The organism is Bradyrhizobium sp. P2_E8 (genome assembly GCF_056403875.1).
This window is the reverse complement of sequence record NZ_JBFUES010000125.1, coordinates 1-11,752: the sequence shown is the minus strand read 5'-3', so window position 1 is coordinate 11,752 and position 11,752 is coordinate 1. Positions and strand designations below refer to the sequence as shown.

Sequence of the window (11,752 nt, the reverse complement as noted above, 5' to 3'; positions counted from 1 at the left end):
CGTCAACGACGACAACGAATGCGAGAAGGTGCAGGACAAGAAGCCGGTCGCGACCCGCGAGGACGCCAAGCCGCGAGACGACGAGAGGAAGAAGGTCGAAGCCGCGCCCGCGAAGCCGTCCGCCTCTGGTCAGATGCTCTGCAACGCAGCAGGCTGTCGCCCAGTGAAGCCCGGCTGTCGGATTGTTGCACCCAAAATTGGACCGCACGTTACCAATATGGCGGGCGCACAAGAGGAAGTTTGCAACTAGCCAATTTCTGTAGGCTTCTTATGCCGACTTGGACTGCCTTGTGGTTTGATGATCTCGCCAATCTCGAACTGCGCATACCCCGGCCAACCCCTTGCGTGATCGACCTCACATACCGTCCGCTTGCCTTTCGGCAGGCTGCGAATACGCTGCTCGCGTTTGATTTGGGGCTGTAATGGGCGCGCTTCGATTTTTCTTGATCATTTTTGCCGTGTGGCTTGGATGCGGACCGGCGATGGCCGAACGGCGCGTGGCGCTGGTGATCGGCAATTCGGCCTACAAGAGCGTCCCCCGGCTCAGCAACCCGGCGAACGACGCCACCCTGRTCGGCGGCATGTTCAAGARGGCSGGCTTCGACRWKGTCGAYATCAGGCTCGACCTCAACGCCGGCGASATGCGCAGGGCGCTGCGCGATTTTGGCGGCAAGGCTCGTGAGGCCGAGGTGGCCGTCGTTTACTACGCCGGCCATGGCATTGAACTGGACGGCACCAACTACCTGATCCCGACCGATGCGACGCTCGAGACGGACAGCGATGTGCTCGACGAGACCCTGCCGCTGGATCGCGCCCTGTTCGCCGTCGAACCGGCCAAGCAGCTCCGACTCGTCATTCTCGATGCCTGCCGCGACAACCCCTTCGCCAAAACCATGAAGCGGACGATTGCGGCGCGCGCCATCGGGCGCGGCCTCGCCAAGATCGAGCCGACCAGCCCGAACACCATGATTGCCTTCGCCGCCAARGCGGGCTCGACSGCCTCGGATGGCGACKCCAAGAACAGYCCGTTYGCSRCMGCTCTCGTCGARCGKCTGCCGAYGCCGGGCCTCGACCTGCGCAAGGCCTTCGGCTTCGTGCGCGACGACGTCCTCAAGACCACCGGCTACAAGCAGGAGCCCTATGTCTACGGTTCGCTCGGCGGCGACGACGTRCCGCTGGTCGCAGCGAAGCCTGTGGTTACCGCGCCGCARGGGCCGACGGCAAACCCTCAGGACGGAATCCGCCGGGACTATGAGCTTGCCCTGCAGACAGGAAACCGGGACGGATGGGAAGCATTCCTCCAGGCTTATCCCGACGGGTTCTATGCAGGTCTTGCTCGTGCGCAGTTGAAGAACGTTGCGGCCGAAGAGGCGCGCGCAGCTGCAGTGGCCAAGGCGCGCCAGGCTGAGGACGAAAAGGCGCGGCTCACGGCYGAGCGCGCCAACARAGCCGAACAGGAGAAGGCSGCWGCMGCCGCCAAGGCYGCCGAGRAYGCCCGGCTSGCGGCCGAGAAGGCCAAGCAGGTCGAGGAAGCAAAGGCTGCCGCRGCCGAGCAGCGCMGGAAGGATGCCGAGGCCGCCGTGGCCAARGCGCTGGCCGACAAGCAGGCCGCCGAGAAGGCGCTCGCCGACAAGATCGCGAACGACAAGGCGGCTTCCGAGCAGGCAGCAAAGCAGGCGACTGAGAAGGCTCAGCGTGACGGCGAGCAGAAGGTCGCCGCAGTTGCGCCCAGCCAAACGCCGCCGAGTCTCTCGCCGCAGGAGACGGCCAAACTGGTGCAGTCAGAGCTCCGTCGCGTCGGGTGTCTGACCGGCACAACGGACGGCGATTGGAATGCAACCTCGCAGCGCTCGCTGACGCTGTTCAACAAACACGCCGGGACGAAGTTCGACACCAAGCTGGCGAGCTTCGATGCTCTCGACGCAATCAAGGGGAAGCAGGGACGCGTCTGCCCGCTGGTCTGCGACCGCGGCTCCAGGGCTGATGGCGATACCTGCGTGAAAATCACCTGCCGCGCTGGCTATCGCGTCAACGATGATAACGAGTGCGAGAAGGTCCAGGACAAGAAGCCGGTCGCAACCCGTGACGAGACGAAGGCGCGTGACGACGGGCGCAAACAGATCGAATCATCTCCGCCCAAGCCGCAAGCCACGTCCTCGGGCCAAATGTTCTGCTCGGCCGCTGGGTGTCGGCCAGTTCGCCCGGGCTGCAGACTTGAGCGCGGCGCGCCGGGATTTACTGGCCCCGGCGGGACCACGCAGGCTGAAGTTTGTAACTGAGCCGCGACTGAGAGACCCGATCTTGCCGACCGGATACGGTTGCCTCAGCTTGAGCAACCAACCGGCCGCCAGCTCATTGTCCCCCATCACCGGCCGAGGCTCTGCCGTAGGCGCCGGTGCCTGAGAGAGACGTCGAGAGCGCCTGCGATGGCCATCTATTACTTCGACCTGCGCGACGGGGACGAGATAGTTCCCGACGAAGAAGGACTCGAATTGCAAGATTTGCTCGCGGTCCAGGAAGAAGCCGCCCGCGCGCTGGCCAGCCTGTCATGGGACGCCGTGCGAAACTTCAAAGGCATGCAAAGCCGCAAGATGTCGATTGAAGTCAGGGACGCACATGGTCCCGTGATGCAGGTCAGGTTCGTCTTCGATATCGTCAGGCGGCAGTGAGCCGTCTCGGGTGGAGGCCTCTCGGTGGAGGCTTTCCGAACTTGCGCTTCAACGCCTCTGGCTCCAATCTCGCAGCATCGTTTTTCGACCGAAGCTGACGCGCATCAAAGACGCATGAGCAGAGCGCCGTCATAATTCCGTAATCTTGCGGCATCGAACCTTTTCGCGGCCTGCGGCTTCTCTGAGTTGGAGCGCAACAGTGGGGATCTCGGTCATGACGGAAGACACGCACCAGGATGCAACCAGGCGTAATCGCCTGCTGGAGGCTGCGCATGAGGAGATGGTCAAGTTCGAGCGGAAGGAAAACGAGTTCCGCAAAARGGACCGCCTGGAGCGTGCCGCCGAGCTCCAGCTTCCGCTGGACGTGATCAAGGTTCACTAGGGCCACCAGGACGGGCTGCGGAGCCGACCAGGCGCGCCGGCAATGCGGCAGGCGCTGGGCCACGCGTCACCGAAAGCGGGCGGCCGACAGCGGTCGCCCTGGTCAATGCAAGGCCCGGCATCATATGCCCGGCTTCGGGGCGATCGCGCGCGTAAAAGGTAACTAAATACTACCTCTAAAACATTGACCCAGCAGGCAAATCCCCAACCCGCCTACTGTGCATGGGGTTGTTTTCCAATTTTTTGAAAGACGGAGCCAGCTGCCGCCGGCACCGGCCAAATCTACATGAGCGCCAGCAGCCCGATGCCGATCACCAGCACGACAAAGCCAACCGCCGTCGCGGCGGCGAACGACCGCTCTACGTTATCCATGATGCTACCCCGTTGCCGGCAAGCCACGTTTCCCCCATGGCTGCACCGGACCTTGCGGAATCTCGCCTGCGGCTGTGGCTCGAGTGTTGCGATCGGGTGGCCAAATTGGGACCGGTGCGGGGCCAGTCTGCGGCCTCGCCCGCGCGGGTTTCGATGCCGCCGTCAGGCACCCGTAAGCCTGGTCGCCTAATGTCGTCTCGCCCGGTGGGCCAACACCGGGCCTCCATACCCAACCGACGACCCCGCTCTCCCACGAGCGGGGTTTTCTGTTGGCGGGCATGGGTGAGCGCCGGCCTGGATTCGATTCGCGGGCTTGTCAGGCTGTCGTAAGCTCAGCCGGCTAGGGTCATTGGGCTTATGGTGTTGCAGCCCAGCACCTCAGCCTCCAATAACCTTTGACCCCGCCTGGCTCTCCCCAGGCGGGTTTTTTTCATGCCGGCCGGTTCACGGGCCCCTCTCCTCCCGCGTCAGCCGCAACGAGAAGGCGCGGATCGCGGGCGCCGCCAGCAGCACCACGGGCAGCATCGCGGCCCATGCGATCAGCCATGACAGCATCCAGTGCCGGGCGAACAGCATCGCGCCGTCAGCCGGCAGGCTGGCGATCCCAGCGGCGATCAGCGAGGTCAGTCCGGACTGGAGGACACCGAAAACGAAATGACTGTAGCGGCGGGGAATGCCGAGCATGACGCGCTCATGTTGCTTGCCTCACGAGGCCAAGCAAGCCACATGCCGTCGCGCGCAGCGAGGCGGGCCTTGGCTCTTCCCGTTCGATCGGGATCGCCGGCGTCACAACCGATCGTTAACCCATCACCATCGAACGAACCCGTGGTTCTCCGACCATGAACAAAGTTCCTGAGCCGCGCTCAGCTGCATCAGCGCGCACCGGGYGATGGTCTAGCATCGCTTTGCGGGCCAGCGTCTTTCGGAATTCGATTGCCAACATGCTACAGTGATCGAAGGTGAATCGTGGGGAGGTAACCATGAATCACAGGGGCGTCGAATTCACCGTCGCCAAGACGGCCATTCCCGGAATCTGGCAATGGCAGTTCCGCATCGGTGAGCAGGTCAAGACCGGCAAGACCGAGACCAAGATCGACCTGCTGGCGATCCGGCGGGTGCAGCTGCGCATCGATCGGGAGCTGAAGGCCATCGGGCGCAAGACGGCCTGAACAAGACCGACTGAACAAGACGGCCTGAACCGGACGCGCCGAGATCGGCGTCACGGCCCCTCCTATGCGCCCCGGTTATCCCGTAGCCGCCCGGAATTGATCTGCCGGTGGTTTGGGATTGCACTGCGCGCCGTGGGCCTTGGGGGCGGGGCCGTCACGCGATCGGTGCCAGCCATGCCGCTCTATTTCTTTCGAATCCGGAACGGCCGCTATTCCGGCTGTGCGGACCAGGCGTCGGAGTTTGCCGACCGCGATCTGGCCTGGAAGGAGATGACCAGCGTCTGCGCCGACATGGCCGCGGGCATTGCCCGCAAGCTCCGGGAAAATTCCGAATGGCACATGGAGCTCCTGGACGAGACCAAGGAGCCCGTGTTCCGCATCCGCATCGTCGCCGAGACGTTCGACTAGGGGCCGACCTCAATCGGCGCTGGGCAGCCGCCGCATGGTGAATTCGATGTCGCCGCCGGGCAGCTCGCGCCAGGTCTCGACCGCGCTCATATAGCCGGCCTTGGGGTAGCGGGCGAAGAAGGCCTGCGCCCTCGCCCGCGCCGCCGCGCGCGGCAGCGTGAAGGTCTCGCGCAGGTAACCGTCGCCGGCGTGCTCGCCCGTCTTGCCGCCGATCTTGCGCCGGCGCGCCATCCGCTCGGCGAGATCCCGCGGACGATCGGCCATGACCTGTCCTCCTCTACGCAACACCTGCCGGCAATGTAGGGAGCGGATCGGACGAAGAGGAGTCCCGGCCGAAAGGCGCATGCCGCCCCCGGCCGAAAGGCTCAGTTGGCGGCCGTGCCGGTCTTGGTCTTCTTCGGCGCGCTGGTGGTTGCGGCCGATGCCTTCGGCGCAGCCTGCTTCGGCGGATCGGAGCGCATGCCGCCCCAGGGATCGTTGGACGACTTGGCGTCCGGAATCTTCTTCAGCGTTTCCTTGTAGACCTTTTCACGCTCCGCATCCGCGGCCTTTTCTTCCGGGGACTTGCTCGGCGCGTCCTGCATCAAATTGATATTGGGCATTTGCGCGTAGGCCGGTCCCGCCAGCACGGCCAGCACCGCCGCCATACGGAAAAGCTTCATCATCTACTCCTTGATCATCATGGCGGCGCGGATCAGCCGCGCCCGTCATCCCTATCACAGCCCGTCCGTGACCGCTGGGGTCGCTCAGGGCCGAATGGCCCGCTAGAGCCGGTCCGATCTGCACGATTTCGGCGCGTGCAGCCAGTCGTCCCAGATCGGGCCGCATCTGGTGCACCCGTCCAGCACAATGCCGAGCGCCACCAGCCAAAACACGAGGACACACCGACGCAACATCATCCACCCGATCCCAAGCGCGGCATCATATCGGGCGAAGTCAGGCATTTTCAAGCCGACGGGACCGGCATCAGACCGGGTGACTTTGCCGTGCCGATCCGCGCAGAATGGCAGAAACATCCGGCAACAATGGAGGACACGCCGCAATGCCATCGCAGCCAGAAGCCGAGTTCGGCATCACTGAGGCCAGACGCATCCTCGGCGAGGTCTTTGCGCCCTGGGTCCAGGATCTCAACCTCTCGGTCGAGCGCATCGAGCACGCGCAGCCTGCGGATGCGCCGGACTGGCAGCCGGGTGCGCTGCTCCGGATGGCATTTTCCGAGCGGCTGTGCCGGAACGGTGGCGTGGTCTGCGGCCAGGCGCTGATGGCCCTCGCCGACACCGCGATGGTCATCGCAATCCTCGCCGCCAATCGCGGCTACCGTCCGATGACCACGGTCGACCAGACCACGCATTTCATGCGCGCGGCCTCCTCGTCGGACGTGCTCGCGGACGCCCGCGTGGTGCGGCTCGGGCGCACCATGAGCTTTGGCCGCGTCACGCTGCTCTCGGCCGCCGACAACAAGCCGGTGGCAATGGTGTCGAGCGCGTTCGCGATGCTGCCGGGCTGAGCATCGTCCCAAAAGACGAGAGCCGCGTGAGCGCAGGGCGCACCGCGGCTCTCCATCACGTTCGCATCGAAGCGAGAGGCCGAAGCGCGATTGCGTCCGCGCTTCAGTCCGCTTCAAGAGTTACTTGCCGAGGATCTCGTCGGCCGCGGTGACGACGCTGACGGTCGGATTCTTTCCGCAATAGGCACCGAACTTCTTGGCGTTCTCAATGAACACCTCGGTGTCGATGATCGCGTTGTCCTCGTCGCCCTTGTACCAGCCGTCCATCCAGGTCAGCACGACCGCGATGTTGTCTTCGCCGCTCTCGAGGAACTGCTTGCAAGTCATGGTCGAGAGGTCCCACTTGACGGCGTGGGCGGGCATCGACGACAGCGAAAGCGCTGCGGCGAACAGGATCGAAAGCGTGGTCTTCATCGGAATCTCCATCGGCGCGTAAGGCCATAAAGGAAAGGCTTGTGAGGAAAGTCGGCGGGACGTGACTCACCGCTTCAACGTCGTAAACGAAATCTGAAGCGCTGTGCAAGTAGCGCCAGTATTGAGTTTAGTTCAACGTAATTTCTATGCACTACTTCACAATCATCATTGTGGATCAACGCAGATGACCGAGAAGCGCGCAGCCCAACGTTACCGTGTTTTCAAGGGTGGAACGATCACCTTTGAAAACAACGGCATCGCGTGCACCGTGCGAAACATGTCCGCAGGCGGCGTGGCGATCGACCTCGAGACCCCCGTCACATTGCCGCAATCGTTCACACTCTCGATCGCGCGCGACAATTTCGTGCGGACTTGCCGCCCCGTATGGCGCAGCGACAGGCGCGTCGGTCTCGCTTTCGTGCAATAACGCGCACGATGTGAACGACTGTTCGTATCGCATCCACAACACGGTTATGAGTGCCTGCTATGATGGCAGCGACGCAAGGCGCAGGCCGCCAGCACGCGCGCGATCGCCGACGACGCCGCAAGCTCTTCCACTGGGCTGATCGAGATCCTCGGTGGCAGCGATCAGATGGCACTGGCCTGTCGCCAGCGCCCATCGGATTTATTTGGGCTTCTTGGCAGGTTCAGGCGGACGCGCCCCGCCCCACGGATCATACTTCTCCTTGGGCTCCGGAATGCGCTCGAGCGCCGCCTTGTAGGCCCCCTCGTCGACCTTGGGCTTGGTGTCCGCCTTCTGGCCCTCGCTAGGCTGGCGTCTGCCGCCACCCATCTGCGCCTGAGCCGAGCTGCCCGCCAACGCCAGCACCGCAGCCGCTATGACCAAAATCCTCATTGGCGCAATCCCCTTCGTCTGGGGTACAAACTAGCCTGCAATCCCCTAATAGCAAATGCCGTGCGTTCCAGGCCTTCAGCAAATCTTGATCGGCCAGGACTTCGCCAGATCGCATTCGTGCCTATCTGTTGGCCCGCAGGGGGACCCTTCACGGATGTTGCGGATCATTGCTCATGCGGCGCTGCTGGCCGGCGCGCTCGCGCTCGGTGCCTGCGGCTTTGCCGACAGCCGCGCGCCGGTACCCGAGTTCATGCGCATGAAGGAAACCGAGCAGCCACCGCCCGAGCCGCCCCCCGACGTCAAGCGCGTCGTGCGCGAGCAGATCGATGTCGTCTTCCTCAACACGTCCTATCCGCGCGAGGTGCACGTCGCCCCGCCGCATCGTGAGGTGCGAGGACCCGGCTGGACCGCCTGTGTCCGCGCGCAGCTCACCTCCGCAACCGGCACCGCACTTGGCGCCCAGACCTACATCGTCACCATCACCGGCGGAAAGGTCATCGATCGCCGCCGCGCGGAAGCCGACGACATCTGCGGGTCCGAGGTTTATGAGCCGATCTGACAGGCCTCGTCGTCAGCCCTGTGTAAGGCGGAACATAGCGAGCGCATCCGAGACCAGATCCGCAGTGCTGCTTCAGCTTCCCCGCCGAGAGGAAATCGGCAAACGGCTCGCAGCAATCATGTTGCTTCGACGGATTGGCGCGTGTCGCCCCGGGGAACATTGTCCGCGCGCCACCAGTTCCGGGGAAAATCCTGCATTTGGGCCGGAACGATCGCCGCCTCCCCTTCTTGTTACCGCAGAGGGCAGTTTCGGAGGAGGATATGATGCGGACATTTACGATTGCACTGCTGGCCGGCGTCGCGGCCATCGCTGCGGCGAGCGGCGCGAAGGCCGCCGACATCTACACGACCAGCGAATACGCCAACCCCGATCTCATCCAGGAAGTCCGGCTCGTCTGCGACGACGCCGGCAATTGCTATCGCACCCGCGGCGGCGCGCGCGTGATCGTGCGCGACTCCTATGCCACCATGCCGCGCGAGCGCTATTATGAACGCCGCACCTATCGCGACTGGGACGACGGTCCGCGAGGCGGCGTCGGCATTCGCGCTCCCGGCGTCAGCGTGGGCGTCGGTGGCTGGTAATCGGTAGAACCAAGACGGACGGGACCGGACGAGACAACTCGCCCGGTCCCTTCCATATGGGTGCATCCGATCACAGGCGTCAGGCGGCAACCGTTTGCTGCTGAAATTGCTCGTAGGCTGCGATCGCATCGGCGGCGTACATCAGCGACGGCCCGCCGCCCATGTAGACGGCCATGCCGAGCGTCTCCTCGACCTCCTCGCGCGTCGCGCCGAGCTTGACGAGGGCCTCGGTGTGAAAACCGATGCAGCCGTCGCAATGCGCGGCGACGCCGAGCGCCAGCGCGATCAGCTCCTTGGTCTTCTTGTCCAGCGCACCGTCACGCGTCGCGGCCTGGGCCAGCGCGGCAAATCCCTTCATGGCGTCGGGAATGTCGTTCCGCAGCTTGCGCATGTTGGCGGAGATTTGCCGGGTGATCTCTGGATAGTTCTTGTCCATGACTTACTCTTTCGCGGTGACTTCAGGTTTCGAGCGGATCGGCCGGCGTGACGAAGCGCGTCAATGACGGCCAGTGAGCGACGAAGCGGGCGAGCACCATGCCGGCACACATCGCCGCAACGAAGATGAAGGCGGAGGCCGAGCCGAACCCGAGCGCGGTCAGCGCCGGACCCGGACAGAACCCCGCCAGTCCCCAGCCGACGCCGAAGATCGCGGGACCTGCGACGATCCTGGGATCGATGTCGCTTCGCGTCGGAAGATAAAATCGTTCGGCGAAGAACGGCCGCGCGAGCTTCAGGACGCGACTAAAGCCGATGAAGGTCACGGCCACCGCGCCCGCCATCACGAAGGCAAGGCTGGCGTCCCACGTGCCTGCCGGGATGCCGCCGATGTCGAGGAAGTTCAGAACCTTCGCCGGGTTCGACATGCCGGAGACCATGAGGCCGAGACCGAAGATCAGGCCGATCGCGAATTGGACCAGGATTGCCATCGACATCAGCTCCAGTGCCGCATCAGGAAGACGGTCGCCATGCCGGCCGCCATGAAAGTGATGGTCGCGACCAGCGAGCGCACCGAGAGTCGCGACAAGCCGCAGACGCCGTGGCCAGAGGTGCAGCCGCTGCCCCACACCGAACCGAATCCCGTGAGCAATCCGCCGACTATCAGAACGGTCGTCCCCGCCTCGATCGTCTGCGCCGGCAGGCTTCCGGTGACAAGCCGTACCAGCACGGGCGCGGCGACGAGACCGGCGACGAAGGCGAAACGCCCGGCGAATTCGCCGTCCTCATAGGGTGGGAACAGCCGCGCCGCGATGCCGCTGACCCCGGCAATCCGTCCCGTCGCCCACATCAGCAGAACGGCGGCTACGCCGATCAGTACGCCGCCAGCCAGGGAGGCGATCGGTGTAAATGATGTCGAGACCATGAGCCCTCCGGACCGGGGGCGCCCTCGCGGGCGCCGAATACCGTTATTTTCAGTTGTTTCGTATTTTCGAATATACTAATATATCTGGCAGTCATGAAGCGCAAGCCCCGGAATCAGGAACTGCTCGCTCTGGAGGAGAAGGCCGAAGAGGCCTCCCGCCTCCTCTCCGCCATGGGCAATCCCAAGCGGCTGCTGGTTCTCTGCAACATGCTGGACGGCGAAAAGTCCGTCGGCGAACTGGCCGACATCGCAGGCCTGTCGTCGGCCGCCCTATCCCAACATCTCGGAAAGATGCGCGCATTGAGCCTGGTCAAACCCAGGCGGGACGGCCAGACGATATACTACAGCATCGCGAGCCAGGAAGTCCGCTCGGTGCTGGAGACCTTGTACCGCCTCTTCTGCGCACCGGAATAGGGCTTCGCTGACGCAAACGCGGGAAGCGCAGCATGAGCGACGACACTTTCATCGAGGGACCTCTCTACGAGAAGCGGAGGAAGGTCTATCCGCAATCCGTCCACGGCCCTTTCCGCCGCATCAAATGGGCGATCCTCTGCGTCACGCTCGGGACCTATTATCTCCTGCCCTTCGTGCGCTGGAATCGCGGACCCGGCCTGCCCGACCAGGCCGTGCTGATCGATCTCCCGCATCGGCGCTTCTACTTCTTCTTCATCGAACTGTGGCCGCAGGAGGTCTACTATTTCACCGGTCTGCTGATCATCGCGGCAATGACCCTGTTCCTGATGAATGCGGTCGCCGGCCGGCTGTGGTGCGGCTACATGTGCCCGCAGACGGTGTGGACCGACCTGTTCTACGCGGTCGAGCGCTGGGTCGAGGGCGATCGGCGCGAGCGCATGCAGGGCGACAAGCGCTACTGGACATTCGATCACATCCGGAAGGTCGTGCTGAAGCACTTTCTCTGGATCATGATCGCCTGGTGGACAGGCGGCGCCTGGGTGCTCTATTTTTCCGACGCGCCGACGCTGGTGAAGGAGCTCGCCACCTTCCAGGCCCCGTTCATCGCCTATCTCTGGATCGGCATCCTCACCGCCACGACCTATGTCTTTGCCGGTCACGCCCGCGAGCAGATGTGCATCTACATGTGTCCGTGGCCGCGCATCCAGGCGGCGCTGACCGATGAATGGGCGCTCAACGTCACCTATCGCCGCGACCGCGGCGAGCCGCGTATGTCGGTGAAGAAGGCGGACGCCGCCCGCACGCATGGGGATCGCGCCGGTGACTGCGTCGATTGCCACCAGTGCATCAATGTCTGCCCGACCGGCGTCGACATCCGCAACGGAATCCAGCTCGGCTGCATCCAGTGCGGCCTGTGCATCGACGCCTGCGACAACGTGATGCGCGAGATCGGCCGGCCCGCCGGCCTGATCGGCTACGACACCGACACCAACATGCAGCGCCGGCGCGAGGGCAAGGCGCCGCTCTACCGCATCATCCGTCCGCGCACGCTGATCTATGCCG

At 64.0% G+C, this 11,752-nt stretch carries 19 protein-coding genes and 1 pseudogene; 12 read left to right on the top strand and 8 right to left on the bottom strand.

The features are described from left to right. The 4 genes and pseudogenes from AC1D00_RS09755 to AC1D00_RS09740 form a co-directional block, all read left to right on the top strand. Nucleotides 1-250, top strand: a pseudogene (locus AC1D00_RS09755) (caspase family protein); the annotation flags it as partial. 172 nt (nucleotides 251-422) lie between these two features. Next, on the top strand, nucleotides 423-2,279 hold the full coding sequence (locus tag AC1D00_RS09750) for a caspase family protein (RefSeq protein ID WP_477010524.1): 1,857 nt from the start codon (nucleotides 423-425) through the stop codon (nucleotides 2,277-2,279). A 147-nt stretch (nucleotides 2,280-2,426) separates the two neighbouring features. Beyond that, nucleotides 2,427-2,669, top strand: coding sequence for a DUF6894 family protein (locus tag AC1D00_RS09745; protein ID WP_027548610.1), 243 nt, complete (start codon nucleotides 2,427-2,429; stop codon nucleotides 2,667-2,669). A gap of 214 nt (nucleotides 2,670-2,883) precedes the next feature. Continuing rightward, nucleotides 2,884-3,051 (top strand): hypothetical protein, encoded by a 168-nt coding sequence (locus AC1D00_RS09740; protein ID WP_477010523.1) that lies wholly within the window; start codon nucleotides 2,884-2,886, stop codon nucleotides 3,049-3,051. A gap of 815 nt (nucleotides 3,052-3,866) precedes the next feature. On the opposite strand, the gene AC1D00_RS09735 is transcribed toward AC1D00_RS09740, so the two are convergent. Further along, complete coding sequence (locus AC1D00_RS09735; RefSeq protein ID WP_167771458.1) at nucleotides 3,867-4,106, bottom strand: DUF2798 domain-containing protein; 240 nt, start codon at nucleotides 4,104-4,106, stop codon at nucleotides 3,867-3,869. 296 nt (nucleotides 4,107-4,402) lie between these two features. Between AC1D00_RS09735 and AC1D00_RS09730 the strand changes: the two genes are divergently transcribed. Further along, nucleotides 4,403-4,591, top strand: coding sequence for a hypothetical protein (locus AC1D00_RS09730; RefSeq protein WP_027548608.1), 189 nt, complete (start codon nucleotides 4,403-4,405; stop codon nucleotides 4,589-4,591). Between the two features lie 174 nt (nucleotides 4,592-4,765). Continuing rightward, on the top strand, nucleotides 4,766-4,999 hold the full coding sequence (locus tag AC1D00_RS09725) for a DUF6894 family protein (RefSeq protein WP_477010522.1): 234 nt from the start codon (nucleotides 4,766-4,768) through the stop codon (nucleotides 4,997-4,999). Between the two features lie 9 nt (nucleotides 5,000-5,008). Here the strand turns inward: AC1D00_RS09725 and AC1D00_RS09720 are convergent, their stop codons facing one another. After that, the gene (locus tag AC1D00_RS09720) at nucleotides 5,009-5,263 is read right to left on the bottom strand and encodes a hypothetical protein (protein ID WP_404557887.1); all 255 of its coding nucleotides are present in this window, start codon (nucleotides 5,261-5,263) and stop codon (nucleotides 5,009-5,011) included. 101 nt (nucleotides 5,264-5,364) lie between these two features. Next, nucleotides 5,365-5,661 (bottom strand): hypothetical protein, encoded by a 297-nt coding sequence (locus tag AC1D00_RS09715; RefSeq protein ID WP_027548605.1) that lies wholly within the window; start codon nucleotides 5,659-5,661, stop codon nucleotides 5,365-5,367. Between the two features lie 380 nt (nucleotides 5,662-6,041). Between AC1D00_RS09715 and AC1D00_RS09710 the strand changes: the two genes are divergently transcribed. Then, on the top strand, nucleotides 6,042-6,506 hold the full coding sequence (locus AC1D00_RS09710) for a PaaI family thioesterase (protein ID WP_271566897.1): 465 nt from the start codon (nucleotides 6,042-6,044) through the stop codon (nucleotides 6,504-6,506). Between the two features lie 120 nt (nucleotides 6,507-6,626). On the opposite strand, the gene AC1D00_RS09705 is transcribed toward AC1D00_RS09710, so the two are convergent. Further along, nucleotides 6,627-6,920 carry an HdeA family protein gene (locus AC1D00_RS09705; protein WP_167771460.1) on the bottom strand — a complete coding sequence of 98 codons (294 nt, stop codon included), beginning with the start codon at nucleotides 6,918-6,920 and terminating at the stop codon, nucleotides 6,627-6,629. 184 nt (nucleotides 6,921-7,104) lie between these two features. On the opposite strand from AC1D00_RS09705, the gene AC1D00_RS09700 reads away from it, so the two are divergent. After that, nucleotides 7,105-7,347: a PilZ domain-containing protein gene (locus tag AC1D00_RS09700; RefSeq protein WP_027548601.1), complete on the top strand. Its 243-nt coding sequence runs from the start codon at nucleotides 7,105-7,107 to the stop codon at nucleotides 7,345-7,347. A 198-nt stretch (nucleotides 7,348-7,545) separates the two neighbouring features. Here AC1D00_RS09700 and AC1D00_RS09695 read toward each other — a convergent pair whose 3' ends face one another. Continuing rightward, on the bottom strand, nucleotides 7,546-7,776 hold the full coding sequence (locus tag AC1D00_RS09695; RefSeq protein ID WP_477010521.1) for a hypothetical protein: 231 nt from the start codon (nucleotides 7,774-7,776) through the stop codon (nucleotides 7,546-7,548). A 154-nt stretch (nucleotides 7,777-7,930) separates the two neighbouring features. On the opposite strand from AC1D00_RS09695, the gene AC1D00_RS09690 reads away from it, so the two are divergent. Continuing rightward, nucleotides 7,931-8,335 carry a hypothetical protein gene (locus tag AC1D00_RS09690; RefSeq protein ID WP_477010520.1) on the top strand — a complete coding sequence of 135 codons (405 nt, stop codon included), beginning with the start codon at nucleotides 7,931-7,933 and terminating at the stop codon, nucleotides 8,333-8,335. A gap of 260 nt (nucleotides 8,336-8,595) precedes the next feature. Beyond that, entirely contained in the window at nucleotides 8,596-8,916 is a 321-nt protein-coding gene (locus tag AC1D00_RS09685) for a hypothetical protein (protein ID WP_477010519.1), read from the top strand. A gap of 79 nt (nucleotides 8,917-8,995) precedes the next feature. Here AC1D00_RS09685 and AC1D00_RS09680 read toward each other — a convergent pair whose 3' ends face one another. The 3 genes from AC1D00_RS09680 to AC1D00_RS09670 are packed head-to-tail and all read right to left on the bottom strand — an operon-like array spanning nucleotide 8,996 to nucleotide 10,276. Beyond that, on the bottom strand, nucleotides 8,996-9,352 hold the full coding sequence (locus AC1D00_RS09680) for a carboxymuconolactone decarboxylase family protein (protein WP_404557890.1): 357 nt from the start codon (nucleotides 9,350-9,352) through the stop codon (nucleotides 8,996-8,998). A 22-nt stretch (nucleotides 9,353-9,374) separates the two neighbouring features. Next, on the bottom strand, nucleotides 9,375-9,842 hold the full coding sequence (locus tag AC1D00_RS09675; protein ID WP_477010518.1) for a DUF6691 family protein: 468 nt from the start codon (nucleotides 9,840-9,842) through the stop codon (nucleotides 9,375-9,377). Between the two features lie 5 nt (nucleotides 9,843-9,847). Further along, the gene (locus AC1D00_RS09670; protein ID WP_135178359.1) at nucleotides 9,848-10,276 is read right to left on the bottom strand and encodes a YeeE/YedE family protein; all 429 of its coding nucleotides are present in this window, start codon (nucleotides 10,274-10,276) and stop codon (nucleotides 9,848-9,850) included. Nucleotides 10,277-10,369: 93 nt separating this feature from the next. Between AC1D00_RS09670 and AC1D00_RS09665 the strand changes: the two genes are divergently transcribed. Both AC1D00_RS09665 and ccoG read left to right on the top strand, forming a co-directional pair. Next, entirely contained in the window at nucleotides 10,370-10,690 is a 321-nt protein-coding gene (locus AC1D00_RS09665; RefSeq protein WP_027548594.1) for an ArsR/SmtB family transcription factor, read from the top strand. 32 nt (nucleotides 10,691-10,722) lie between these two features. Next, nucleotides 10,723-11,752 (top strand): cytochrome c oxidase accessory protein CcoG (ccoG, locus tag AC1D00_RS09660; protein ID WP_477010517.1); only part of this gene is annotated, 1,030 nt, incomplete at its 3' end.

Excerpts from the sequence above, each read along its gene's own strand:
- AC1D00_RS09675 (WP_477010518.1), bottom strand. The coding sequence starts at position 9,842 with ATGGCAATCCTGGTCCAATTCGCGATCGGCCTGATCTTCGGTCTCGGC.
- AC1D00_RS09720 (WP_404557887.1), bottom strand. The coding sequence starts at position 5,263 with ATGGCCGATCGTCCGCGGGATCTCGCCGAGCGGATGGCGCGCCGGCGC.
- AC1D00_RS09705 (WP_167771460.1), bottom strand. The coding sequence starts at position 6,920 with ATGAAGACCACGCTTTCGATCCTGTTCGCCGCAGCGCTTTCGCTGTCG.
- AC1D00_RS09690 (WP_477010520.1), top strand. The coding sequence starts at position 7,931 with ATGTTGCGGATCATTGCTCATGCGGCGCTGCTGGCCGGCGCGCTCGCG.
- AC1D00_RS09735 (WP_167771458.1), bottom strand. The coding sequence starts at position 4,106 with ATGCTCGGCATTCCCCGCCGCTACAGTCATTTCGTTTTCGGTGTCCTC.
- AC1D00_RS09670 (WP_135178359.1), bottom strand. The coding sequence starts at position 10,276 with ATGGTCTCGACATCATTTACACCGATCGCCTCCCTGGCTGGCGGCGTA.
- AC1D00_RS09665 (WP_027548594.1), top strand. The coding sequence starts at position 10,370 with ATGAAGCGCAAGCCCCGGAATCAGGAACTGCTCGCTCTGGAGGAGAAG.
- AC1D00_RS09685 (WP_477010519.1), top strand. The coding sequence starts at position 8,596 with ATGATGCGGACATTTACGATTGCACTGCTGGCCGGCGTCGCGGCCATC.
- AC1D00_RS09695 (WP_477010521.1), bottom strand. The coding sequence starts at position 7,776 with ATGAGGATTTTGGTCATAGCGGCTGCGGTGCTGGCGTTGGCGGGCAGC.
- AC1D00_RS09725 (WP_477010522.1), top strand. The coding sequence starts at position 4,766 with ATGCCGCTCTATTTCTTTCGAATCCGGAACGGCCGCTATTCCGGCTGT.
- AC1D00_RS09745 (WP_027548610.1), top strand. The coding sequence starts at position 2,427 with ATGGCCATCTATTACTTCGACCTGCGCGACGGGGACGAGATAGTTCCC.
- AC1D00_RS09710 (WP_271566897.1), top strand. The coding sequence starts at position 6,042 with ATGCCATCGCAGCCAGAAGCCGAGTTCGGCATCACTGAGGCCAGACGC.
- AC1D00_RS09715 (WP_027548605.1), bottom strand. The coding sequence starts at position 5,661 with ATGAAGCTTTTCCGTATGGCGGCGGTGCTGGCCGTGCTGGCGGGACCG.
- AC1D00_RS09680 (WP_404557890.1), bottom strand. The coding sequence starts at position 9,352 with ATGGACAAGAACTATCCAGAGATCACCCGGCAAATCTCCGCCAACATG.
- AC1D00_RS09700 (WP_027548601.1), top strand. The coding sequence starts at position 7,105 with ATGACCGAGAAGCGCGCAGCCCAACGTTACCGTGTTTTCAAGGGTGGA.
- AC1D00_RS09730 (WP_027548608.1), top strand. The coding sequence starts at position 4,403 with ATGAATCACAGGGGCGTCGAATTCACCGTCGCCAAGACGGCCATTCCC.